The organism is Hymenobacter terricola (assembly GCF_017921975.2).
In the GTDB taxonomy this organism is placed as follows: Bacteria; Bacteroidota; Bacteroidia; order Cytophagales; family Hymenobacteraceae; genus Hymenobacter; species Hymenobacter terricola.
Genome location: NZ_JAGEMO020000012.1, coordinates 1 through 20,929 on the forward strand (window position 1 = coordinate 1; position 20,929 = coordinate 20,929).

General features: G+C 61.0%; 30 protein-coding genes and 1 tRNA gene. 18 read left to right on the forward strand and 13 right to left on the reverse strand.

Features of this window, described 5'->3' with window-relative positions:
• Window positions 1–943: 943 nt before the first annotated feature.
• Window positions 944–1,396 carry a GTP-binding protein gene (locus J4G38_RS10535; RefSeq protein ID WP_226163344.1) on the reverse strand — a complete coding sequence of 151 codons (453 nt, stop codon included), beginning with the start codon at window positions 1,394–1,396 and terminating at the stop codon, window positions 944–946.
• Window positions 1,397–1,558: 162 nt separating this feature from the next.
• Here J4G38_RS10535 and J4G38_RS10540 point away from each other — a divergent pair, with 162 nt between their 5' ends.
• From J4G38_RS10540 to J4G38_RS10585, 10 genes are all read left to right on the forward strand, one after another.
• The gene (locus J4G38_RS10540; protein ID WP_210520778.1) at window positions 1,559–1,807 is read left to right on the forward strand and encodes a hypothetical protein; all 249 of its coding nucleotides are present in this window, start codon (window positions 1,559–1,561) and stop codon (window positions 1,805–1,807) included.
• Entirely contained in the window at window positions 1,800–2,027 is a 228-nt protein-coding gene (locus tag J4G38_RS10545) for a hypothetical protein (protein ID WP_210520779.1), read from the forward strand. Before J4G38_RS10540 ends, J4G38_RS10545 begins: the two co-directional genes overlap by 8 nt.
• Window positions 2,024–2,206, forward strand: a complete 183-nt coding sequence (locus tag J4G38_RS10550) for a SymE family type I addiction module toxin (protein ID WP_210520781.1) — start codon at window positions 2,024–2,026, stop codon at window positions 2,204–2,206. Before J4G38_RS10545 ends, J4G38_RS10550 begins: the two co-directional genes overlap by 4 nt.
• Window positions 2,207–2,260: 54 nt before the next feature.
• Window positions 2,261–2,650: a hypothetical protein gene (locus J4G38_RS10555; RefSeq protein ID WP_210520783.1), complete on the forward strand. Its 390-nt coding sequence runs from the start codon at window positions 2,261–2,263 to the stop codon at window positions 2,648–2,650.
• 46 nt (window positions 2,651–2,696) lie between these two features.
• Window positions 2,697–3,011: a DUF3846 domain-containing protein gene (locus J4G38_RS10560; protein ID WP_210520785.1), complete on the forward strand. Its 315-nt coding sequence runs from the start codon at window positions 2,697–2,699 to the stop codon at window positions 3,009–3,011.
• A gap of 63 nt (window positions 3,012–3,074) precedes the next feature.
• Window positions 3,075–3,767, forward strand: a complete 693-nt coding sequence (locus tag J4G38_RS10565) for a hypothetical protein (RefSeq protein WP_210520787.1) — start codon at window positions 3,075–3,077, stop codon at window positions 3,765–3,767.
• Window positions 3,768–3,829: 62 nt separating this feature from the next.
• The gene (locus tag J4G38_RS10570) at window positions 3,830–4,012 is read left to right on the forward strand and encodes a hypothetical protein (RefSeq protein ID WP_210520789.1); all 183 of its coding nucleotides are present in this window, start codon (window positions 3,830–3,832) and stop codon (window positions 4,010–4,012) included.
• On the forward strand, window positions 4,012–4,173 hold the full coding sequence (locus J4G38_RS10575) for a hypothetical protein (RefSeq protein ID WP_226163346.1): 162 nt from the start codon (window positions 4,012–4,014) through the stop codon (window positions 4,171–4,173). Before J4G38_RS10570 ends, J4G38_RS10575 begins: the two co-directional genes overlap by 1 nt.
• Before the next feature lie 111 nt (window positions 4,174–4,284).
• Window positions 4,285–5,049 (forward strand): PD-(D/E)XK nuclease-like domain-containing protein, encoded by a 765-nt coding sequence (locus J4G38_RS10580; RefSeq protein WP_210520790.1) that lies wholly within the window; start codon window positions 4,285–4,287, stop codon window positions 5,047–5,049.
• 84 nt (window positions 5,050–5,133) lie between these two features.
• Complete coding sequence (locus J4G38_RS10585) at window positions 5,134–5,502, forward strand: hypothetical protein (protein ID WP_210520792.1); 369 nt, start codon at window positions 5,134–5,136, stop codon at window positions 5,500–5,502.
• A 170-nt stretch (window positions 5,503–5,672) separates the two neighbouring features.
• On the opposite strand, the gene J4G38_RS10590 is transcribed toward J4G38_RS10585, so the two are convergent.
• The 4 genes from J4G38_RS10590 to J4G38_RS10605 form a co-directional block, all read right to left on the reverse strand.
• On the reverse strand, window positions 5,673–6,776 hold the full coding sequence (locus J4G38_RS10590; RefSeq protein WP_210520793.1) for a hypothetical protein: 1,104 nt from the start codon (window positions 6,774–6,776) through the stop codon (window positions 5,673–5,675).
• Between the two features lie 336 nt (window positions 6,777–7,112).
• A complete protein-coding gene (locus J4G38_RS10595) occupies window positions 7,113–7,394 on the reverse strand; it encodes a hypothetical protein (RefSeq protein WP_210520795.1) in 282 nt (93 codons plus the stop codon).
• Window positions 7,395–7,453: 59 nt separating this feature from the next.
• Window positions 7,454–8,791 carry a Y-family DNA polymerase gene (locus tag J4G38_RS10600; protein WP_210520797.1) on the reverse strand — a complete coding sequence of 446 codons (1,338 nt, stop codon included), beginning with the start codon at window positions 8,789–8,791 and terminating at the stop codon, window positions 7,454–7,456.
• Window positions 8,792–8,793: 2 nt separating this feature from the next.
• The gene (locus J4G38_RS10605) at window positions 8,794–9,261 is read right to left on the reverse strand and encodes a LexA family protein (RefSeq protein ID WP_210520799.1); all 468 of its coding nucleotides are present in this window, start codon (window positions 9,259–9,261) and stop codon (window positions 8,794–8,796) included.
• Window positions 9,262–9,514: 253 nt separating this feature from the next.
• Between J4G38_RS10605 and J4G38_RS10610 the strand changes: the two genes are divergently transcribed.
• Window positions 9,515–9,952 (forward strand): hypothetical protein, encoded by a 438-nt coding sequence (locus J4G38_RS10610; RefSeq protein WP_210520801.1) that lies wholly within the window; start codon window positions 9,515–9,517, stop codon window positions 9,950–9,952.
• Between the two features lie 124 nt (window positions 9,953–10,076).
• On the opposite strand, the gene J4G38_RS10615 is transcribed toward J4G38_RS10610, so the two are convergent.
• Entirely contained in the window at window positions 10,077–11,225 is a 1,149-nt protein-coding gene (locus J4G38_RS10615; RefSeq protein WP_210520803.1) for a PDDEXK-like family protein, read from the reverse strand.
• 141 nt (window positions 11,226–11,366) lie between these two features.
• On the opposite strand from J4G38_RS10615, the gene J4G38_RS10620 reads away from it, so the two are divergent.
• On the forward strand, window positions 11,367–11,759 hold the full coding sequence (locus J4G38_RS10620) for a hypothetical protein (RefSeq protein WP_210520805.1): 393 nt from the start codon (window positions 11,367–11,369) through the stop codon (window positions 11,757–11,759).
• A gap of 49 nt (window positions 11,760–11,808) precedes the next feature.
• On the opposite strand, the gene J4G38_RS10625 is transcribed toward J4G38_RS10620, so the two are convergent.
• From J4G38_RS10625 to J4G38_RS10635, 3 genes are all read right to left on the reverse strand, one after another.
• Window positions 11,809–12,204 (reverse strand): hypothetical protein, encoded by a 396-nt coding sequence (locus J4G38_RS10625; RefSeq protein ID WP_210520807.1) that lies wholly within the window; start codon window positions 12,202–12,204, stop codon window positions 11,809–11,811.
• A 120-nt stretch (window positions 12,205–12,324) separates the two neighbouring features.
• Entirely contained in the window at window positions 12,325–13,071 is a 747-nt protein-coding gene (locus J4G38_RS10630; protein ID WP_210520809.1) for a hypothetical protein, read from the reverse strand.
• A gap of 60 nt (window positions 13,072–13,131) precedes the next feature.
• Entirely contained in the window at window positions 13,132–13,737 is a 606-nt protein-coding gene (locus tag J4G38_RS10635) for a thermonuclease family protein (RefSeq protein WP_226163347.1), read from the reverse strand.
• A gap of 69 nt (window positions 13,738–13,806) precedes the next feature.
• On the opposite strand from J4G38_RS10635, the gene J4G38_RS10640 reads away from it, so the two are divergent.
• On the forward strand, window positions 13,807–14,025 hold the full coding sequence (locus J4G38_RS10640) for a hypothetical protein (protein WP_210520811.1): 219 nt from the start codon (window positions 13,807–13,809) through the stop codon (window positions 14,023–14,025).
• Between the two features lie 100 nt (window positions 14,026–14,125).
• Here the strand turns inward: J4G38_RS10640 and J4G38_RS10645 are convergent, their stop codons facing one another.
• The 3 genes from J4G38_RS10645 to J4G38_RS10655 form a co-directional block, all read right to left on the reverse strand.
• A complete protein-coding gene (locus tag J4G38_RS10645) occupies window positions 14,126–15,427 on the reverse strand; it encodes a site-specific integrase (RefSeq protein ID WP_226163348.1) in 1,302 nt (433 codons plus the stop codon).
• Between the two features lie 181 nt (window positions 15,428–15,608).
• Window positions 15,609–15,690 (reverse strand) — tRNA-Leu (locus tag J4G38_RS10650).
• Between the two features lie 38 nt (window positions 15,691–15,728).
• Window positions 15,729–16,265: an iron-sulfur cluster co-chaperone HscB C-terminal domain-containing protein gene (locus J4G38_RS10655; RefSeq protein ID WP_210520813.1), complete on the reverse strand. Its 537-nt coding sequence runs from the start codon at window positions 16,263–16,265 to the stop codon at window positions 15,729–15,731.
• A 168-nt stretch (window positions 16,266–16,433) separates the two neighbouring features.
• Here J4G38_RS10655 and J4G38_RS10660 point away from each other — a divergent pair, with 168 nt between their 5' ends.
• From J4G38_RS10660 to J4G38_RS10670, 3 genes are all read left to right on the forward strand, one after another.
• Window positions 16,434–16,934: an efflux RND transporter periplasmic adaptor subunit gene (locus tag J4G38_RS10660; protein WP_210520814.1), complete on the forward strand. Its 501-nt coding sequence runs from the start codon at window positions 16,434–16,436 to the stop codon at window positions 16,932–16,934.
• 74 nt (window positions 16,935–17,008) lie between these two features.
• The gene (locus J4G38_RS10665) at window positions 17,009–17,503 is read left to right on the forward strand and encodes an efflux RND transporter periplasmic adaptor subunit (RefSeq protein WP_210520815.1); all 495 of its coding nucleotides are present in this window, start codon (window positions 17,009–17,011) and stop codon (window positions 17,501–17,503) included.
• Window positions 17,504–17,724: 221 nt separating this feature from the next.
• A complete protein-coding gene (locus tag J4G38_RS10670) occupies window positions 17,725–19,305 on the forward strand; it encodes a TolC family protein (RefSeq protein WP_210520816.1) in 1,581 nt (526 codons plus the stop codon).
• Here the strand turns inward: J4G38_RS10670 and J4G38_RS10675 are convergent.
• Entirely contained in the window at window positions 19,241–19,534 is a 294-nt protein-coding gene (locus J4G38_RS10675; protein ID WP_210520817.1) for a putative quinol monooxygenase, read from the reverse strand. The genes J4G38_RS10670 and J4G38_RS10675 overlap by 65 nt on opposite strands.
• A gap of 136 nt (window positions 19,535–19,670) precedes the next feature.
• Between J4G38_RS10675 and J4G38_RS10680 the strand changes: the two genes are divergently transcribed.
• The gene (locus tag J4G38_RS10680; protein ID WP_210520819.1) at window positions 19,671–20,204 is read left to right on the forward strand and encodes a hypothetical protein; all 534 of its coding nucleotides are present in this window, start codon (window positions 19,671–19,673) and stop codon (window positions 20,202–20,204) included.
• Window positions 20,188–20,856: an alpha/beta hydrolase gene (locus J4G38_RS10685; protein ID WP_210520821.1), complete on the forward strand. Its 669-nt coding sequence runs from the start codon at window positions 20,188–20,190 to the stop codon at window positions 20,854–20,856. The genes J4G38_RS10680 and J4G38_RS10685 overlap by 17 nt, the downstream gene beginning before the upstream one ends.
• Window positions 20,857–20,929: the final 73 nt, after the last annotated feature.

Consider the following 20,929-nt stretch of genomic DNA (forward strand, 5'->3'; position numbering starts at 1 on the left):
CTCTTGCTGCTCTGTTTCTCGCTCTGGAAGAACGACCGGCCCTATGACCCACACTACCATCCGGCCCACATGGCCGAAAAAGAAGTAGCCCCGGCAACGTAAACGCGCCGAGGCTACACAGGATGAACCCGAAGGCCCTCCTTTAAGAGGCCCAAAGGTAAAAATAATTGCCCGATTCCTTGCTTTTCATTACAGTATCTTGCGCAATTACCTGAAGCTACCCCAGAACCAGGGCGGGCTAGCAGCCAGAAAAAGGCTGTCCACCCGCCCCGCGCCAGCAGAACCAGCACCAGACACCCAGCAGCAGCTACCGGCCGCCGTGCCCGAAAAGGCACCGCGCCCTGATATTCCAGCAGCAGCGGCGGCCAGCCTCCCGCCGGTCGGCCCACCGCCGCCGATACTTGCCCAGCGCCGGAGCCAGAAAAAGGCCCCGGCTACCAGGGCAGGCGCGGGGCTCCGGTTTCATCGGGGGACGGCTGGCTGCTGGCAGAAAAAGCCCGCCCCAGCCGTCCCCTCAGCCGCTGCCGATACCCGGAGGCAAGGCGCACAGCCAACGCTCAGGGAGTAGCACGCCGCCAAAAGTTTGTCGCTCTGTTCACCAGCAGCACGGCGGCTTTCATGCCCAGGCTCGCGCCCGGTCATCTTCCTCGCCCCCGAAGCGGCCACAGCGGCCAACAGCAGCCACAGCGGCTCGAAGCAACCGGGCCTCATAAGGTGCCTGCGGCCAGTTGGCGGGCTTCGCGCCGCCCCGAAACAGAAAAAGCAATTAAGGCAGCAGGTCGGCCGCGCCGGCAGGCCCGCGCCTTGCTGTTTGGCATAGCGCAGGCCGCACGTTTGGCGTTCGGGCAGGGCGTTGCAGGGCCGGCGGCTTTGCGTCGCGTGGTGGGCCTGTTTTCGCGTGGGCGCGGCGGGCAGCTCGTGGCCAGCACCGCCGCGCCAGGTGCTACAGGCCCAGGCCACCGGCCACTGGGGCCGCGCCAGGGTCGGGCGCGGCCAGCCACTCCAGGCGCTTGCCCAGCCGCGCCGCCTTGCGGGCCGCGTCCAGGGTGCCCCGGCTTTTCCCGTCCCACACCACCAGCACCAGGTCGGCATCGGCCACCACCAACCCATTGCGCACCAGCGGCGCGCCGGCTCCGTGGGCGCGGTAGTCGGGCCGGTGCACCGTAGCGGGCACGCCATACACATACGCCCACTCAGCCGCCAGCGTGTCAGTACCCCGGTAGCCATCGGCACACGCCAGGCCGGCACCAGTAACCACACGGCGCAACCCGCCAGCCGCATACAGTAGCTCACACAGCCGCTCGCGCAGGGCCGGGCAGCTCGTCACGCTCCGGCTTCCCACCACCGCCACCACCAGCCCACAGGGCACCGCTACCGCAGTAGCTTCATTTTGCATATTTTCCATAGCATAAGTTACCGCTTTCATTTCTATTTTACTACACTTATTTTCTGCTCTGTTTCCTGTTTCATAGTAACATATTGCCTGTTTTGTCGTATATTTGGTTATAGCAAAGGGGGAGAGGCCCCCGGCGCAGCCATGCCTAGCACATACAGGCCCATGCTCACCACTACTTGCCCCCGCACCGCCGCCGCCATCGCCCGCGCTGCCATCATGTACCGCCGCAGCCTTCGCTATGGCCGCATCCACAATCGGGCACAGCGCCGCCGCATCATGGGTTTTATGGCAGTAGAGGAGGCCCGCATTGCCGCCGCCTACCGCAACTGCCGCCCCACGGCTCCGCGCACCACACTGGCCAATATTTTCAAGGCAGCGGGCGCACGTTTCGCCCCCCACGCTCATGCATAGCCAGGTCGCCACCGCCACCGCGCCGGCTTTGGGCGCAGCTGCCCGCCGGGTGCTGGCCGCCTGCCGCCAGCTCCACGGCACCGCCGCCGGCCTTAGCCGCATTGCCAGCGCCGCCCGCCTCCCCCGCGAGGCAACCGCCGAAGCACTCGGCGAGCTTACCCACGCCGGCCTCGTCACCTACCGCACCGCCACCGCCCCGCTACTAGCCCCCGCCGCATGAAAGCCCGCCGCCTCAAAGTCGCCCCCCTTTACCGCAGCTTCCACCCCCAGCAGCGCATCACGTCCCAACTCCGCATTCAGGGCAATTGGCTGGCCGCCGCCGGCTTCCCGCCCGGCACCGTCGCCGCCATCGAGGTGCAGGCCGGCCGCCTCATCATCACCGCCGCCCCCGTCCAGTAGCCACCCGGCCCGCGCCAGCTCACCAGCAGCGTGGGCCACAACCAACCTGCTCCCATGATTGCCACCATCACCTTTCCCCAGCTTGCCGCCGCCTGTTTCCCCGTCGCCGGGTGTAGCGTCCGGGGCAGCGCAAGCCGCCAGGGCTACAGCCTTACCCTATACCCGCCCCAGCCCTTTGCCGGCCCCACTGCCTACACCGGCACCGGTGCCACCTGCTACGAAGCCCTAGCCGCCGCCGTGCGCCTGTTCCACGACAGCGCCCACGCCTACCCCGGAGCCGCCCCGCTGGCCGCCGCCGGCAGCTACTCCCCGCCGCCCCAGCCGCAGGAGTTCCCCCACGACGATGAAGCGCTGAGGTGGCCCCAGACCATCCGCACGGAGCAAACCACCGCCCACACCATGCAGCGGCTCCACGACCTCACCAGCCGCCTCAAATCAGCCTAACCACCGGGGCCGGCCCACCAGCACCGGCCTCACATTCCCTCGCATCATGCCCCGCACCGCTACTACTTACCAGCCCCATTTGCTCGACCCGCACAGCGCCACGCCGCAGCCGGTCAGCCCCGCCAACGGCCGCAGCTTCAAGCTGGCCGAGCTATACGCCATGCTCGATTGCCGCCTAGTCGATGTGGTGCGCCTCACGCCCGAGCTGATTCTGATAATCGACGACGAAGGCAAGTTCCGCAACCCGGCCTACCTGAATCTGCTGGCCACCTACCTCTGGTATCACCACCAGCCCGAAGCGCGGGGCCAGGATTCCATCGTGGGCCGCGCCATCCTCTGCCACGACAAGCAATTCAAATAACCCAACGGCAACGGGGCCGCGCCGCCAAGCGGCCCCACCATTCCAACCCCAACCCCCGCCCCAATGGCAACCACCACCAAAACCGCCGCCAGCGCCGCCGCCGCCGCGCCCGCCGCAACCGAAACCCCCACCGCCACCCGCGCCTACCTCACCGTGAGCGTGGACGAGGAAACCGGCGAAGTAACCGAGGCCAGCCGCTTCAAATACCTGCCCGGCCACCCCCGCCAAATCCGTGCCGACCTGAAAGCGGGCGTGTTCAACGTGAACGGCGAGAAGGTGCTGGGCAAATCCATCAGCTTCATTCCCGTAGCCCTGCGCATTTTCAGCGACAACATTCTGAACATGGGCCGCAAGGTGTGGGCCGAGCTGTTTTTCGTGGATGAGTCGGGCGCGGTCTGCGCCGTGCTGTTCCACGGTTACAGCGTCGAGAACCTGCAAAAGCTGAACGCCAGCCTGTTTTACGACGACCTGAAACTGACCGACGTGGTGCTGACGGTTACGCCCATCAAGAAGCAAACCGAGAAGGACGGCAAGCCCGCCACCTACTTCATTGCCGATTTCAGCTACACCGCCGCCGACCCCGCCGAGGTGCAGGCCCGCCAGGAATTTGCCGAAGACCACGACCTCTACCGCGAGGAAACCCTCACTGGCACCGAGGACCGCCGCATCACCGCCGGCTACCGCACCCCCGAAGGCTACCAGCTGCCCGAGCAGCGCGCCCCCAAGCAGCTGCCCGAATCGACTACCGCCGAATAAGAAAGCCGGCCCGCGCCACCCCCACGGCGCGGGCCACAGCTGCCACCACCAAAACCAACGCCATGACCAGCCCCAGGAAACGCCCCGCCAACCGCACGGCCCCGCGCACGGCCCCCGCCGCCGAAGTTGCCCCAGTTGCCACCGCCGCCCCGCATTGCGCCCGCCTCATCAAGTGCCCTGCCGGCTCCTGCCACTATCCGCAGCCCTGCAACCACCAAACCCTGCAATTCACCCCCTCACGCTGATGGAAACGCCCGAACTCCGCCAGGAGCAGCCCGCCGCCGACGTGGCCGAAGCCACCCGCCTCACCGAGTTGGCCCAGCTGCTGGCCACCACCGCCCCGCTACCCGACCTGCGCGATTTGGCCCCGGCCGTGCGCCAGCTCTTTCCCGAACCCGCTTACTAGGTCGGCTGCGGTGGCTCTCACATCTGGCTGCACCGTGCCGACGAATCCGCCCGCCTGGCCTGCATCCTCGACGCCAACCAATAGCCCCCAACTATTAACTCTTAACTAATCATGTTCCAGAACCTCCAGCACCACCCCGCCATCACCCAGGCCGAGCACCGCGCCCTAACTGCCATCAGCAATACCGACCTCTCGAACCTTGCCGATGAGCTATTGGGCCGCCCGCGCCGCGATTGCACCGCCGCTTTCGCCTTCGGCTCCCACTTCCACACCGCCACCCTGGAACCGCATTTATTTGAGCCCACCAACGCCCACGACCCGGCCGACCAGCGCCAGCGCCAGGCCGCCGCGCAGCTGGCCACCGCCGTGCGCCGCCGACGCTACCCGCGCCACCTCATCTACACCAGCCGCGGCCAGGCCGAACAGTCCTACACCGCCACCCACGAGCCCACCGGCCTACTCGTCAAAGTGCGCCCCGACCTGCTCATCGACAGCCCCAAGGGCCAGCGCCGCACCGTGGTAGATTTCAAAACCACCAGCTGCCGCGACCTTGCCCAATTCCTGACCACCGTCGAGCAGTACGGCTACGACCGCCAGGGCGCTTTCTACGCCGACGTACTACAGGCCCAGCGCGTGGTATTGATTGCCGTGCAAAAGAAGCCGCTTAAAGGCCAGGAGCCGCAGGTATGGGTAGTGGAGCTAACCGCCGGGCAGATGGACAGCGGCCGGAAAAAGTACGGCAAGCTGCTCCGGTGCGCCGCCGAGCAGCACCAGCGCTACCAATCCGGCGGTCAGCTGGCCACCGCGTTGGTCCAGGAGTTCGGCCGGTCCACGCTCCCTCTCAACAACCCCACCCGGCACTTTGGAGCAGCGTAGTTAGAGCCACCCCCGCCCGCCCGAACCCCGCTGCACCAGCGGCAGGCGCGGCGGGGGCAGCCATCGGCGAGTAATATTGAACCCATGATTTTAGGATTTACCCCCGACTTCGTACCCCTGATTACTTCCGGTACCAAAGTGCATACCATCCGTGCCGGCCGCCGGTGGGTAGCCGGCCAACCCATCAGCTTCTGCACCAACCGAGGCCCCGACAACCTAGCCAAATTCCAGCCCGATGGAGTAGCGCAAACCGTCCAGACCAGTCGGGCCGCAGAGATTCACGGCACCTACCTTGTCGAGGTAGATGGCCGCCAGCTCCCAAGTCCCGAACTAGCCGAGTTTGTCCGCCGCGACGGATTCAAGTCGGTCGACCATTTGTTCCACTTCCTGACAGGCTACCACGGGCTGCCTTTCGTGGGCCAGCTCATCAATTGGACGGACTTAGTTTACTAATCCAAAATATCCCGTGGGCTCAAATGGAGGAACTAGCCGCCGCCGTGCGGTTAAAACTTGTTGCATTACAGGAACGGATGGATAAGGGTCGCTGTATGCGTAATCTTATGCCTGCTTGGGTTTGTATCGCAGCAAGGGTCATAAACACTAAGGCCCAGTATGCTCACTTCTTAGTTACTGCAAAGTGCATCGGGGTCGCCAGTAGTGCCATTGCCCACCTCCAATTCTTTGCTGTACCCCATTCTAAGATTGTAGAATTTATCAGCAACAGTAACCGTGTTATTTGTTGTGAGCTTACGAAAGTATCGGCTACTAATTTTTGCTTGTACTTGCTCAAGATTTGGCACAGCACCCTTCTTTAATTTGGCTTCTATAGCACCCTTAATTGACTTTTCTAGTTGTTGATAATTAACGGTTTCGAAGCTAGCCTGTAAAACTGATACTCCGGTTATTACAGCAACATCTTTAAGCCTAAAGTAGTCTCGCAAGTACATCGAAAATTGGTCATTGTATTTGTTGGCCAATCCTTTGTCATATGCGTTTTTCAGAATGTCGCCAGCAAATTTGCGGTAGGAATCCGTATAGTAAACTTTATGATAAATAAATTTGGAGGAACTGTGTCTTTGAATTGAATCCCTAATGGCGGCTGACAAACCGTGCTTTATTGTTGCAAGCTGTTTAACATCGGCTGTAATACTATCAGCGATTGAAATAGTATAGCTACGCTGCAAATCTCGGCTGGCAGTTCCTACAACTGTTCCGCTCATTTCAGTAAACCTGGACTTCTCTAGGTATGGCCGGAATGCCCTAAACCTGCTGTGATACAATAGCTCACGACGCTGTTTGTTGTTGGCTCCTTTAAACCTCAAGTCAAAGACCGCGAAAGCGGTATCGCTTTTAAGCTCCCCTTCTCTTAAAGCAAATAAAGACTTTTCGTCATAATACTTGTAGTCAATGCTATCAAGTATTGGCATAAAAACGTTATAATCACTCTGTACATCAAATAATTCTTGCGGATGCGCAGTACTGCTGGTTCGGTACATTCTTCCTAAAAGAGCATACAGATTAGTTCGTGTAATAGGCAAAGAAAGAGTTGGACTTAAGCATGTCACATCCGGAGCGAGTTTTGCTCCTTTAAATCCATCTATGTCAGACGATTTAAATTTAATTCCATAAGCAGTTGCTTCTGTCTGTCTTTTGTTAAGCTGAGCAGATGCACAGAATGAAATACAAAATACCAAACAAGTAGTCAAGCAAAGTGTGTGAGCTTTCATGGGAACTATTTGGTTGAGAAAATTTGACGAACTGCAAGAAACCAACGCTCTAACGTTTGTACATCAGTGCTAGCACTGAATCTTCACGATTCATCCCGGCGCTGTCATACGGTCAACTCCTGCTCCAAATACCGCGCATTAGGTAAGCAGTTGTATGTTCCCCTCTTTTCGCTGAACACTTTTCACTAAGCAGGCATCAGTGATAGAAAGCTCATACTAGTCTTGCTAGCTTGCCAAAATCATTTACGACCGTTTACGCAATGCTTGAAGGAGATGAGTTTGGTAAACCTTCTTAGAGCGCTAAGTAAGGGCCTGGAAGAAGCATAAGGCTTTCTTTCAGGCAGCAGTCTGCTCGTCGTTCTTGTAAAATAGAAACGAAAACTGGCGGAGTTCATTGTCGCGCAGATGCGCCATCCACCGCGCCGCTGCCTCCGGGCTCTCCATCTCCGATGCCGGCAGTGGAAATATTGGCAATACGTTACTATTAACCCCGTACCGCAGCTGCAGCCCGTACCCGCCCAACTCCGGTAAATGCACTACTTCAAATGTGCATCCGCGCGCCTCGTAGGCTCCGCAATACTCCGTAATCAATTCAGCATCCGGCAAAAAGAGGGACATAACGACAAAGGGAAAAGAGGTGAGGAAAAAGGCCAGCCCTCAGCCAGCCCGAAAAAAAGCTACTTGACTATCATCAAATCTTCCAGCCGGGTAGTGTAGGCCGGCGTACGCCACGCCGCTTGCCCCTGCCAGGGCACCGGCCCGCCGCCCTTCGGCCCCAGCGCCGCCGCCAGCTGCACCGTCCCGCGCCCAAACCGCGCATTGAGCCCATCCAGCGCCGCCATCATCTGTGCGCTTCGGCCCTCCACCGCCGCGCCCGCCGCCAGCGGCGCAGCCTCCCCGAATAGCCCCAGCTGCTGGCCACCCGGCGCTTCCAGCCCCGCCATCACCACGCCCGCCTTCACGTACACCGCCCCCGGCTCCCAGAGCCGGGCCAGCAGCTGCGCGGCCCGCGCCGTCAGTTCCCGCGTGTCGCTGGTGGGCACCGGCAGCGTCAGCACCGCCGAGCGCGAATGCCCGCCGCCCGCCTCGGCCGCCGGCCCGAACCGGTTTTTGCTCACGAACACCGTCAGCACATGGGCTAGGTCCCCTTGCCGCCGCAGCTTCTCCGCCGCCCGCGCCACGAACGCCGACACCGCCCCCAGCACCGAAGCCCGTTCCCGTAACGGCCGCCCGAACGTGCGCGAGCAGCTGATGCTTTGCCGGTGCAGCGTCCCGTCCTCGCTTGGGGCCAGCCCCGCGCAGGGGTAGCCCTGCAGCTCCCGCACCAGCCGCGCCCCCACCACGCCGCCCAGAAACTTGCGGGCCCAGGCCTCCGCCACCCGCGACAGGTCGGCCGCCGAGTCGATGCCCGCCGCCGTGAGCTTCTGCGCGTACTGCCGCCCCACGCCCCACACGTCACCCACCGGCACCTGCCCCAGCGCCCAGGCCCGCCGCGCCCCCGAGTCCAGGTACAGCACCCCGCCCAGCCCGGCATCCTTCTTGGCCAGCCGGTTCGCCAGCTTAGCCAGCGTCTTGGTCGGCGCCACGCCCACACACACCGGAATGCCCGTGCGCGCCTTCACGCCCACACGCAGCCGCTGCGCCAGGTCGGTCAGGTTGCCGAGATAGGGCGTCAAATGCTGCTCCAGGCCACTCAAATCCAAAAAGGCCTCGTCAATCGAGTAGATTTCCACCCCCGGCACCGACGCCCCCAGGTAGTGCATCACGCGCCGCGACATATCCCCGTACAGCGTGTAGTTCGAGCTGAACACCTGCACCGAATCCCGCCGCAGCTGCTCTTTCACCTGAAAATAGGGGTCGCCCATTTTCAGTCCCAGCGCCTTCGCCTCCGCCGAGCGCGAAATGATGCAGCCGTCATTATTGCTCAAAATGACCACCGGCCGCCCTTCCAGCCGCGGCTGAAATACCCGCTCACAACTCACGTAGAAGTTGTTGCAATCCACCAGCCCGAACATCCCTAGTCGCGGCTGTGCAGCAGGGCCGCTAGTCTACCCGGTATCAGCTCATGCACCACATGCGTTACCACGCCCCAGATGTGCAGTTCCTCCCCCGTCCGAATCCGGTAGGGCTGAAACGCCGGATTCGCCGGCACCAGCCACCACGATTCTCCCCGGCGTTCCAATCGTTTCACCGTGCAGTCACCTTCCACCACCGCCACCACAATATGCCCGTGGTCGGCTTCCAGGTGCTTGTCCACCGCCAGCAGGTCGCCGGCATGAATCTCCGCCCCGCTCATGCTCTCGCCCGACACCCGCACCAGGTACGTTGCGTCCGGATGCCGGAACAGCAGCCGGTTCAGGTCGAACAGCCCTTCCAACTCATCGGTAGCAGGGGAGGGGAACCCCGCCGGCACCCGGCAGCTGAACACCGGCAAATAAGCTTCCATCGGTGCTTCCAACACCGGAATGAGCAATACGTCGTGCATAGGGGATAACGATAAGTGGAACCCCCAAATAAACGACTACTAATTTCATTAGTTTATATTTCCGCTAATAAAATTGGTACTGTGTGCTGATGCTCAGCCTTAAAACTTTTCTACCTTCCGTGTAATATCTTGATAATATAGTGGTATTGTAGTTGATAAAAAATGTAATCAATAGGAAGCACAAGTTTGTGTTCGCAAAGGTCACTAGCTAGATTAGCAGTGTTTTTCGCTTGTTACCGCATTGCCTATCCATATGAAAGTATCTAAAAGCGCCACCCGCACCGTGACATTAGACCCCGTGCCAGCTCACGAGCAAGACGGTGATACCGACTCCTATTCCGACGACCTGCGCCCCGACTACGAAGCCGAAACCGACGCTGACCTATGCCCCGTCTGTCACGACCTGCTGGCCTGGCACGAGCAGGCCTGCGCAATAGCCGCCACCCCAACAGCTACCGCCGAGCCCGAATATGAGGCCGCCACCGCACCGCCGCCGGCCCCGACGGCCACTTTTGCCTTTGCCATCGGCCACCGTGTACAGCCTGCTCACAGTGCCCCGGCCGCCATCACTTGGCGCGGCCAGCATAAGGAGCGTCACCCCGCCACCGGCTTGGTGCAGCGCGTCAACGTCTACTACCTCGATAACGGCTATTGGGACTGCTATCGTGAAGAAGAGCTACAAGCCGCCTGAGTTATGACTCTACAAATAAAAAATGAGGCTATCCGTCATGTAGTGACGAATAGCCTCATATCTGCTACAACTAATTTATACGCTTGTGCGCGAGCCTCATTCTGATTTACTGCGGTCCGCGGCTTTATTCATTCGGAACTAAAACCGCTGTTATCTCTTTGAATTTGTCAGCGTAAAAAGCCGCCTCCCGTAGTCTATCTTCAAACAGGTGTTGCCGGGCGGTTTCATCGTTTGCGGCTTGGTAGAGTTCGGCAGGGGTCAGGTTATCAAAATAGCGGTGTTCCATCCACTTCGTACCTAACAGGTTGTTGTCGCGCCGAAATTTAGGAATAGTCAGAACGAGCGCTACCACCGGGCGCAGGGCTTCTTCTTCATTCGCTGATACCTCAACCCCGTTCCTTTCTGCCCGGAACCCGTAGCTATTATTCAGGCGGCGGAAATAAATCGCGTATTCCGGCAGGGGTGATAAATTTTCGCTGAATCGCTGTTGCCATGCCTCACCGAATTTTTCGGCCAGTTCATTAGCATAAGCTGCCTGGCTCTCTTCAAAGGCTTGTTTCAGGGCGTAGGCACTCACAAAATTCTCCTCACTCTGCCGTATAATCTGTTGCATTTCCATCTTAATAAAGTCGTTTGGCGCGTTGCCAGTGAGGTGATTGATTAGGTGCTGGTATTGCACAATAGTTTCCCGCACGAGCGGGTAAGCTGATGCTGCTTGTCGGCATTTTTCCAGCCAGCTGGTAATGTCCTCTTTGTAAGAAAATACCTGATACTGGTCAGTCGTTAATTCGCCTGCGCTCCATTCAGTAGCGGGCTTACCATCCAGTGTCAGGTAAAGCAGACGGGCACTTTTTCGATGCGCCTGGTATCGTCCCAGTTGGTTTTGCTGGTCACCAGCATAAATCTTGTTTTCGATGAAAATATATTCCCCATCCGATTCAAGGTAGATGTCGATACGGCCGCCTGTCTGGTAATCCGCAGCAACCCGGCCAATATCGTGTTCCACTGTGAGGCGGGCGGCGGCCGTGTTGAATTTAGGAAACCCCTCCGTTTCAGGCGAGAGCTTTTGATTCATTGTTTCCAAGAACAGGCCTAGAAAAGTAGCTCCTAAACCGTGGCTGCCAGCTGGGTTCAGCAATTCGCCGAGGAAAGCAGAATGCATCCGTACTTCACTGCTCTCCAGCCCCAGAATGCGAAATACATTGAAGTTCTCCCCGCTTAGAAGCGCTAGCTTCTGTTGCGTCCGGCTCAGGGATGAAGCCTGACCTAACATTCCGATTATTGACATATTTGCTCGACGGGCAGTAGTAGATGAGGCCCGCAGCCGCAAAGATGTCCTAACTCACCGACAAATCCTGTCGCTTTCCGAAATAAAGTCATCCGGGTTTTCTGCTGTCCCTATATTCGAGCCATCATGCGCAAACTAACGTTGACCGTCAATCCCCATACGGGAGTTCCAAAGGAGAGGAAAGCTGGCACTGAGCAGGTCGCCAAGCTTCTTACTCTGTGGTCCGGGCTTGGTGCTGCAGGCCTGAGCGTCGAGGCGCTGGCGCTACAGCCGTTGCTTGCCGATAATGCCCGTTTTGTGGTTTCTCTGGCGCAGCAATACCAGAATCAGGGTGTAAGCCAGGAAGTGTTGGTCAGAGCTGCGCACGAGACATTGATAACCTTGCTGAATCAGTACGCAGGCCGCCCCGGCGCGCTCAACAAGGTGATGACCCTCGGGCTACGAAACGCTATGGTTGCTGTCATTCAGGAACAGGCCGGCAGCCCTGAGATTTCACAAAAAAAGGCCGGCCCCCAATAAAGGGAGCCGGCCACTAAGCCTGAGTATGGCCCCATGAACGCTTCGGGGGTTACGCCTCGTCCGCCTTCTGCAGGCCCGCGATATCGCCCACTGGCACCGTGCCCAGTGGCAGCGGTACAATCGGCGTACCGGTCATAACCTCCCCGAACAGCGGGTTCGCCGGTAGCTCCTGCCCGCCGTTGCCGTCCGGCACCTGGTTGAACAGCACGGCCTCTTCGCCGGGCGTGCTCTGCGCCAGATGGTCGGCCAGCACTTCCTGCCCGCTGTTGGCGTGCAGCGCCTGCGTGAGCAGCGTGTAGGTGCTCACGTCCACGTTATAGAGTTGGTTCAGCGCGTTCATCTGTGTAGCCGCGTCCTCGGCCGCCCCGATGGCATCGGCCAGCAGCTGGACGTAGCGCCGGGCCTTCTGGTCGGCCTTGGCGCGGAGTCGGATGGCGCGTTTCATACGCCGCTTGAATTGGGTTTGATAGGCCGTAAGTGCCATGATACTTGAGAATGAAAGAGGTGAAAAAAAGAGCGGCCGGCCGTCGCTGGCCGGCCGCTCGGTTGCCGAAGCGCCCGCAGCTTAGGCCACGTACTCGATGGCCAGCGGGTTCGTGCTGTTGTTGTTCAGCGGGTAGAACTTGCCGTTAATCTGCTGGTAGAAGTTGATGCCTACCACGCCCACCACCAGGTTGGCATCGGCCGGCGCGGCCGGGAAGCTGGCTACCACCGCCTGGTTCACCAACGGCGCACCATTCAGTGGCAAAATGCCCAGCGGAGCCGCCACCGTAGCGTTAGTGTAGGTCAGCATCTCCATGTCCAGGTCCGACACGGCGAACACCACCTCGAAGTGCGTCGCGCCCTGCGGCGCGGCGATGTCGCTGGCCGGGTTCAGGGCCGGAATGCTCATCGTCACGTCCGCGCCCGCGCCCGTCACCGAGTAGGGGAAGTACATCGTCTGCCCGATGCCCGCGCCAGCGTTGAAGTTGAAGCCGAGCAGCGGAGCCGAGTTGGACGAATCGAACACCCGCAGGCCGCGGTCATTCGCATCATCGAGGCCCACAATCTCGCGCATCTTCTGCGTGAGGCGCGAGGTAACCCGGCTGTCGCTGGCCGAGGCAATAGCCACGCGCAGCGAGTCACGGAGCAGCTTGCTGTACTTGGCCGAGAGGCCGAATTCAGCCGCGTTTTCGCGGGTACGGGCCAGGCTGGCCTTGCTGTTGAAGGCAGCCTTATTGGAGGCGGGTTTTTGACGGACCGAGCCGTCTTTGGCGAATACAAGGCCGCCCACGGTGCCTTGCAGTCCCAGGATGCCAGTTTGAGAGGCCATGAGAAAAGGGGGGATAAAAAGTGAGATAAAAACCCGGCTGCTTTCACTTACGCGGCTTTGTTACCAGGTGCAGCCAACCCGGTAGCGCCGCTTGATTTCTGAATTGAAGGACCGCCACCGCTTCGGGGTCACCGCTTCGCTCACGCCGCATTTCCACAGCCCGCGCCCGGCCCGCTGCGCCGCCAGCTGCTGCTGCGCCCGCCCGGCCACCGTCCGCTTGGGGTCGAAGGCCCAGGCCCACCCGCGCACCACCAGCAGCGAATCCAGCGGCACCGCGCGGCCGGCAGCGGCCCCAGTAGCAATCGGCAGCCGCACCGCGCCCAGCGTCCGGCCGTACCGGTCCCGCCCGGCCCGTACCACCAGCACCACCCGCCCCGGAGCCAGCAACCGCGCCACCGAGTCCGTAGCCTGCGCCCCGAATGGCTGGCCCTGCTCTGGCGCATCCACGCCCAGCAGCCGCAGCCGGTAAGTTGTAGCCCCCGATAGCATGACATAAGTGTCCCCGTCGATGACGCGCACCACTTGGGCAGCCTCAGCAGCAACAGCACCGCGCCCGGTGAGTGAAGCCGCCGGCAACCCGCCTAAACGCGCCCCGACGCACACCGCCGCCACCGCCCCCGCCAGCTTTGCCCACGTCATTACCGAAATGCTGCGATTGCGAATCATACCCGAACCTACGGCCCGGTTTGAACGGTTGTATATTCGCCTAGCCAACTATACCCAGAAAGCCCCACCATGCCCCAGGTCTGCATCTACCCCAAGCAAGCGGCCCAGCTCACCGGCAACCAGTACACCGCCGGCAAGCGCCTGCTCCAGCGCATCCGCACTCAGTTGGGCAAGCCTGCCGGCTCCTACGTCAGCGTGGGCGAGTTCTGCCAGTTCACCGGACTCCCCGAGGCCGAAGTTTCCCGCGCCCTAAATGGAGCACCTGCCGGCACCCTCGCCCGTACTTAAAGTATGGCTGGAGTATGGCTGCCGGCATGCTGCCGTCATAAAAAAAGCCAGCGGCCGACGGACAAACCATCGCCCGCTGGCTCCATATTACATTACCGCCCTACGCCACCTCCACCACGCACACCGGCCCCACAGCTGATACCACAGCTGCCCCCGTCGCCGTCGCCGGCTCCCCCTCCCAAATCCGCCGCATCGTCTGATGCTGAAAATCCTCCACAATCTTCGCGTAGATGAGCGTGGTTTTGATGTTGGCATGCCCCAGCACCTTCTGCAGCACCTCCACCGGCATCCCCCGCATCAAGCTCTGCGTGGCAAACGTGTGTCGCGCCGTGTGCATCGTCACCAGCTCCCACTTCACCACCGGCCGCTTCAGCACCCGCCCGGCCACCGTCTCCACCACCTCCACCATGCGGTCCACGCCCGCCAGCCGCGCAATGCGCTTCAAATACCGATTCATCACCGCATTTTCAAACACCGGCAGCAGCCGCGCCCGCGTCCCGTCGTACTTGTCCAGAATAGCCAGCGCCGGCGCAGTCAGGTAGATGCTCACCACCTTGGTAACCTTCGTTTGCGTGAGCCGCAGCACCTTGCCACCATCCCAGTCATACACGTTGCCCGCGTGCAGGTCGTGCAGGTCCGAGTAACGCAGGCCCGTGTAGCAGCAAAACACGAAAGCGTCCCGCACCAGCGCCAGGTTATTCGGCAGCAGCGCCCGCGCCACCTTGTCCAGCTCATCGGCCGAGAGCCAGCACTTCTCCACATCCTCCCATTCCACATGCAGCTTGGCCGGGTCTACCTTCAGCACCTGCGCCCGCTCATCCCGCGCCCAGGCCAAAAACGGCTTCAATTGCTTCACCACCCCCGCAATGGTATTCTGACTGTGGGCCATTTCTTCCCGCATCCACGCCTGTAGCGCATCGTGGGCCGGCAAGTCGTAGTCAGCCGCTGTCATGCCCGCAGGCAACGTCTCCACCCACTTGGCTATCGTGTTGCGCGTCGTTTTGTAGCCCTTGATGGTGTTGTACCGAAACCCTCGCGCCAGCAGCACCGCCCGGTGCTCGTCGAGCAGTTCCACCAAGCCGGGCGCCACCGCGGCCGGCGCATCAACGTCTGCCACCGCCGCCCGCAACGCGGCGCCAGACACCGGCCCCGCCAACCTCGTGCGCAAATCACTGTAGGCATCCTCAACTTTCGTGCGTAGCGCCCGCAGCCGCACCGTGGCCTTGTCAATGTCGGCAAACGACTTGCGAAACCACCCTTTATCGGTGTTCCACTCGCTGGCCACGCACTTTTCTCCCGTCGCAAACCGCAGCCGCTGGTTATCAAACGTCGCCACCAACCGAATAACGCAGCGCCCGGCCGCGTCTGGGCGTTCCGTACGCCGCTCAAAGCAAATGTTCATACCAGTAGGGGAGGGGGACAGGTGGGGACAGGTCTGGGGGCAGAACCGGGGCCAGAACCAACGCCGTTAAGCGCCGGAACAGCGCCGCGAAGGCAAAAGAAAAGCCCTCAAAAAACAGTGTCAATTGCTTGATTCACGGCTTTTTGAGGGCTTAACTACCCCCTCACGTCGTGAAGGGTCGTACCCGGAGCCGGAGTCGAACCGGCACATCTTGCGATATTGGTGTTTGAGACCAACGCGTCTACCGGTTCCGCCATCCGGGCAGGATGAGCTTGGTTAGAACAATTCCGCTCTGCCGGTATCAGGAGCGGGCCGCAAAGGTAGCAACTTGCTGCTGGATGCGCAACAGATACCGCTTTTTTAGGTAGTAGGTGCGGATTTGCTGGAGCGCGGCCGGGCGATGGTCGGCGGGGAGCTGCTCATAGCCAGCAAGTACGGGCTGAATGCCGGCATCTAAGGTATCGGCCAGGGCGGTCACTTCGGCGGCTACTTTGGCTTGCGCTTCGGCATCAGGTTCCATTTGCAGGTCCACGAGCTGCTCGTTGAGGTCCATCATGTCCATTAGGAAATCGGGCGGAAGCTGCTCCTGCTTGCCTTCTTCGAGCAGGCCGTGCTGGCGCAGGAGGTAGGCCATGCGCTGGTCGGGGTCGGAGAGGGTGCGGTAGGCGTCGGTATTCAAAGTGGCTTGCTGCAGCATCTCGGCCTGGTTTTCGGGCGAGGAGGTGGCGTGGAAATCGGGGTGCGTTTCGCGGCTTTTGGCGTAGTAAAGGCGCTTGAGGGCGGCCTCATCGGGGCGGAAAGACTCGGGCAGGCCGTAGAAGGCAAAGTAGTCGGGCATGGGGCAAAGGTAGGATGGCGCAGCGCTGAGCGGCTTGAAGCACTACCGCCAAAACCGTCCGATGGTTTTGCCCGGTTCGGCGGCAGAATGCGGCCGCCGGGCTAGAATGAAACGGCAAACGCAGCCAACGATTAAGCTTTTTCGTTAGCAGCGGAATATTCCTTCGCTATGACGTTTAGTACCTTATCGATTGCCTTTGCCAGAAACCGGGCGGCCGTGCTGCTGCCACTGCTGTGCTTTTCCGTAGCCTGTGGCAGCAAAAAAGACGGTGCCGACGGGGCCCAGGGTGGTGGTGCGCAGGGTGCCGACGGCAAAGACCCGGGCGGCAAAGACGGCGGCCCGCCCAAAATTCTGCCCTATGCCGTGGTGAAAGTGGCGCCCCGCACCACCGTGCTCTATAATGATTTTCCGGCCACCATCCAGGGGCAGCAAAACGTGGAAATCCGGCCCAAAGTCGACGGCTTTGTGGAAGCTATTTACGTGGACGAGGGCGCGGCCGTGCGCAAGGGCCAGCCGCTGTTCCACATCAGCGCGCCGCAGTATGAGGAAGCCGTGCGCACGGCCCAGGCGGGCATTCAAACGGCGGTGGCCGACGTGAACACGGCCCGTATGGGCGTCGAAAAACTGCGCCATTTGGTTAAAATGACATTACCAGCCCCTACGCGCTGAAGGAAGCGCAGTACACGCTCCAGAGCAAAGAGGCCGCTTTAGCGCAGGCCACGCTGGCCAACGCCCGCACCAACGTGGGCTACACCCGCATCCTGAGCCCGGTGAAGGGCGTGGTGGGCACCATCCCCAACAAAATCGGCAGCCTGGTGAGCAGCACGTCCACCGACCCGCTCACTACCGTGACGGGCATCGCCAACATCTACGCCTACTTCTCGCTCAACGAGAAAAATCTGCTCAATTTCACCCGGGATATCCCCGGCACCACGCTGCAGGACAAGCTGGCGCACTTTCCCGATGTGCAGCTGCTGCTGGCCGATGGCACCGTGTATAAGCACATGGGGCGGGTTGAAACCGCCATTGGCCAAATCAATACTGCAACGGGTTCCAGCGGCTTTCGGGCCTCGTTCATCAACCCCGAAGGCCTGCTGCGCAACGGCAGCAGCGGCACCGTGCGCTCGTCGCGCACCATCAAGGATGCACTGCTGGTGCCGCAAAGACCGGCTCGAACAGATGCAGCGCGAAGAGGCGGAAGACCCCAAGGCTGCGAACTCCCCGGAAAAGATTCCTGAGCCAGTTGCGGGGTAACCTCACCCCCGGCCTCTCTCCCGCGGAGAGGGGAGCCAAGTCGACGCAGTAAAAAATTAATTAACAAGAGGTTAGTGAGGGTTGAATTTAATATAAAAAATCGTCAGCCTCCCCTCTCCGCGGGAGAGGGGCCGGGGGTGAGGTTACCCGGCCGCGCAATATTCAAGACGCTAACGCCATGCTTTTCAAACTAAAAAACAGGTTGATGCGAAGGCTGTGGCTGGTGCTGCCGCTGCTGGCTTCCTGCGCCGTATTGCACCCCTATTCCAAGCCCGAAACTGCCGCGCCCAACCTCTACCGGGGCGTGCGCACCACCGATACCACCAGCGTGGCCCTGTTGCCCTGGCGCACCGTGTCTGCCGATGCCCAGCTGCAAAAGCTGCTCGAAGAAGGCCTGAATCAGAACCTGGACCTGCGCATTGCCGTCGCGCGCATTCAGCGGGCCGAAGCCAACCTGGCGCAGAGCCGGGCCGCGTTCTTTCCCAGCCTCTCGGCGCGGGCCAGCGCGACGGAAGCGCGGGTTTCGAACGGCAACACCGGCGTGGGCACCGTTACTGGCACCAGCACCGGCACCACGGGCACCGGCACCGGTGGAAATGGCACGGGTGGGACTGGAACGGGCACCGGGACTGGAACTGGTACTACCGGCACTTCCGACCCTACTTCCGTGGTCACCAGCCGCTACAGCCAGCAATACCTGCTCACGCTCAGCTCGAGCTGGGAGGCCGATGTGTGGGGCAAATTGCGCAGCACCAAGCGCAGCTACGTGGCCGCCCTGCTGCAAAGAGAAGCGTACCGCCGCGCCGTGCAAACCCAGCTGCTGGCCGACATTGCCAACGACTACTACCTGCTGCTGGCCTACGACGCGCAGCTCGAAATCACGCGCCAAACCGTGCAAAACCGCATCAAAGATGTGGAAGTGACCAAGCTGCTCAAAGACGCGGCCATTGTGACGGGCGCGGCCGTGGCCCAGAGCGAGGCCAACCTCTACGCCGCGCAGGTGTCGATTCCAGACCTGGAGCGCAACGTTCGCGAAACCGAAAATGCCCTGAGCGTCCTGCTCAACCGGGCACCGGGCGCCATCGAGCGCGGCACGCTGGCCGGCCAGACCCAGCCCGCGCTCCTGCAAACCGGCGTGCCCGGCCAGCTCCTGCGCAACCGCCCCGATGTGCAGGAGGCCGAAGCCGCCTACCGCTCTTACTACGAGCTGAGCAACGCGGCGCGGGCCTATTTCTACCCGTCGTTCACCATCACCGCCAACGGCGGCCTCACCAACACTGCCATCCAGGACCTGTTTTCGCCCAGCGCTGTGTTTGGCACACTGGTGGGCGGGCTGGTGCAGCCCATTTTCAGCCAGGGCCTCAACCGCGCCCGGCTGCGCACGGCGTTGAGCTTGCAGGAAGAATACCGCCTCACCTACCAGCAAACCCTGCTCACGGCCGGCCAGGAGGTTTCCAATGCGCTGTTTGCCTACCAGACGGCGGGCGAGAAAGTCGCTATCCGCACCAACCAGCTGGCCTCGCTGCAAAGAGCGGTTGACTTCACCCAGGAACTGCTCAAGTACAGCTCGGCCAACTATACCGACGTGCTGACTTCCCAGCAGAGCCTGCTCGCCGCCCAGCTCAGCAGCATCAACGACCGCCTCCAGCAGCTCCAGGCCACTACCGACCTCTACCACGCGTTGGGCGGCGGCTGGCGCCAGGAGCAAGGGAACCCACGGCTCAACCCCCCGCTGCGACCTGCGATGAAAAAGCCACTGGCGGCGCGGCAAACAGCCGCTTCGTAGCCGGCCAGACTTCGCCGAAAAGGGCCGATTTCCGGTAGGTATTCAGTGCCGTGGCATCGTCCCAATGGCTGTGCGTGCAGTAAACGGTGGGGTTGTCGGCGTCCTGCCACAGCTCCAGATAGCGGCAGCCGGGCTGCTGCCGGATGCGGTGTTCGGTATCCTGAAAAAGCGCGAGAAAGGCCGGCACCTGGGCCGGAACAAAAGTCATGCGGACGATGCGGATGAGCATTAGTATGACGCGGATAGAATTCGACTGGGCTTGTCGAATTCTGTGAAAAAGTATAGTAATTCAGACTGACCGGACCGGCCCACCGTAAAGGTCCGTTGGATAATCTTTCCAGCTTTCATCTTCACCATTCTTATTCATGAAATTTCTCCTTTCTCATTCTGTTGCCACGGCGTGGCTATTGGTCCCGGCCCTGGCCGGAGGTGTCTTCCTAAGCGGCTGCAACAGCAAGCCCACCGCCACCGAAACCGATAAAACTGCCACCGTGGTGTCCAGCGATACCAACGCCGCTTCCGATAGCACCGCCACCACTGTTAAAGCCGATAGCGCGGGCACCACCGGCGCAGTAAAGCCCACCGGCGCCAAGCCCGCCTGGGGCCCCAACCTCAAGCCCGAGATGCAGGCCGTGATTGAGCAGCTGATGAGCTTCAAAAATAAGCCTTTCGGCGAAATCACCGCGGCCCAGGCGCGCAAGCAGCCCAGCGCCGCCGATGCCGCCATGAAGCAGATGCGGGCCAGCAACATCCCCACGCCGCCCCTCAACTGCGACACCGCCACCAAAGCCCTCAGGCCCGGCGTGAAGGCGCGCATTTACACGCCCAAAAGCGGCTCGGCGCCGTATCCGGTCATCGTGCTATTACCACGGCGGCGGCTGGGTGATTGCTACCAATGATACCTACGCCGCTTCGGCCCAGGCCCTGTGCGAGCAGGTGGGCGCCGTGGTGGTGTCGGTGGAGTACCGCAAAGGCCCGGAACACAAGTTTCCGACGGCCCACGACGACTCGTTCGCGGCCTACCAGTACGTGCTTAAAAATGCCGCCAGCATGAAGGGCGACCCTAACAAAGTGGCCGTGGTGGGCGAAAGCGCCGGCGGCAATCTGGCCTGCAACGTGAGCATCATGGCCCGCGATAAGAAAGTGGCCCTGCCCAAATACCAGGTGCTGGTGTACCCCATCGCCGGTTCCGATACGAACACGGCCTCGTACCAGGCCAACGTCGAAACCGCGCCCCTCAACAAGGGTGGCATGGTGTGGTTTTTCAAAAACTACCTGCGCACGCCGGCCGATGGCAAAGACCCGCGCATCAACCTCGTGGCGGCCAACCTGAAAGGCCTGGAGCCCACCACCATCATCGCCGCCGACTACGACCCGCTGACCAGCGAAGGCAAAACCCTGGCGGATAAGCTTTCCGCCGCCGGTGTAAAGGTCAATTACAAAAAATACGATGGCACCACCCACGAGTTTTTCGGCATGGCCGCCGTGGTGCCCGAAGCCAAGGATGCCCAAAGCGTAGCCGTGAGCGACCTGAAAGGCGCGCTGAAGTAAATCGCAATTTTCTGAGGTGAGCCAGAACGTCATGCTCCGGCAAGCTCAGCATGACATTCTTTTTCGTGGCAGC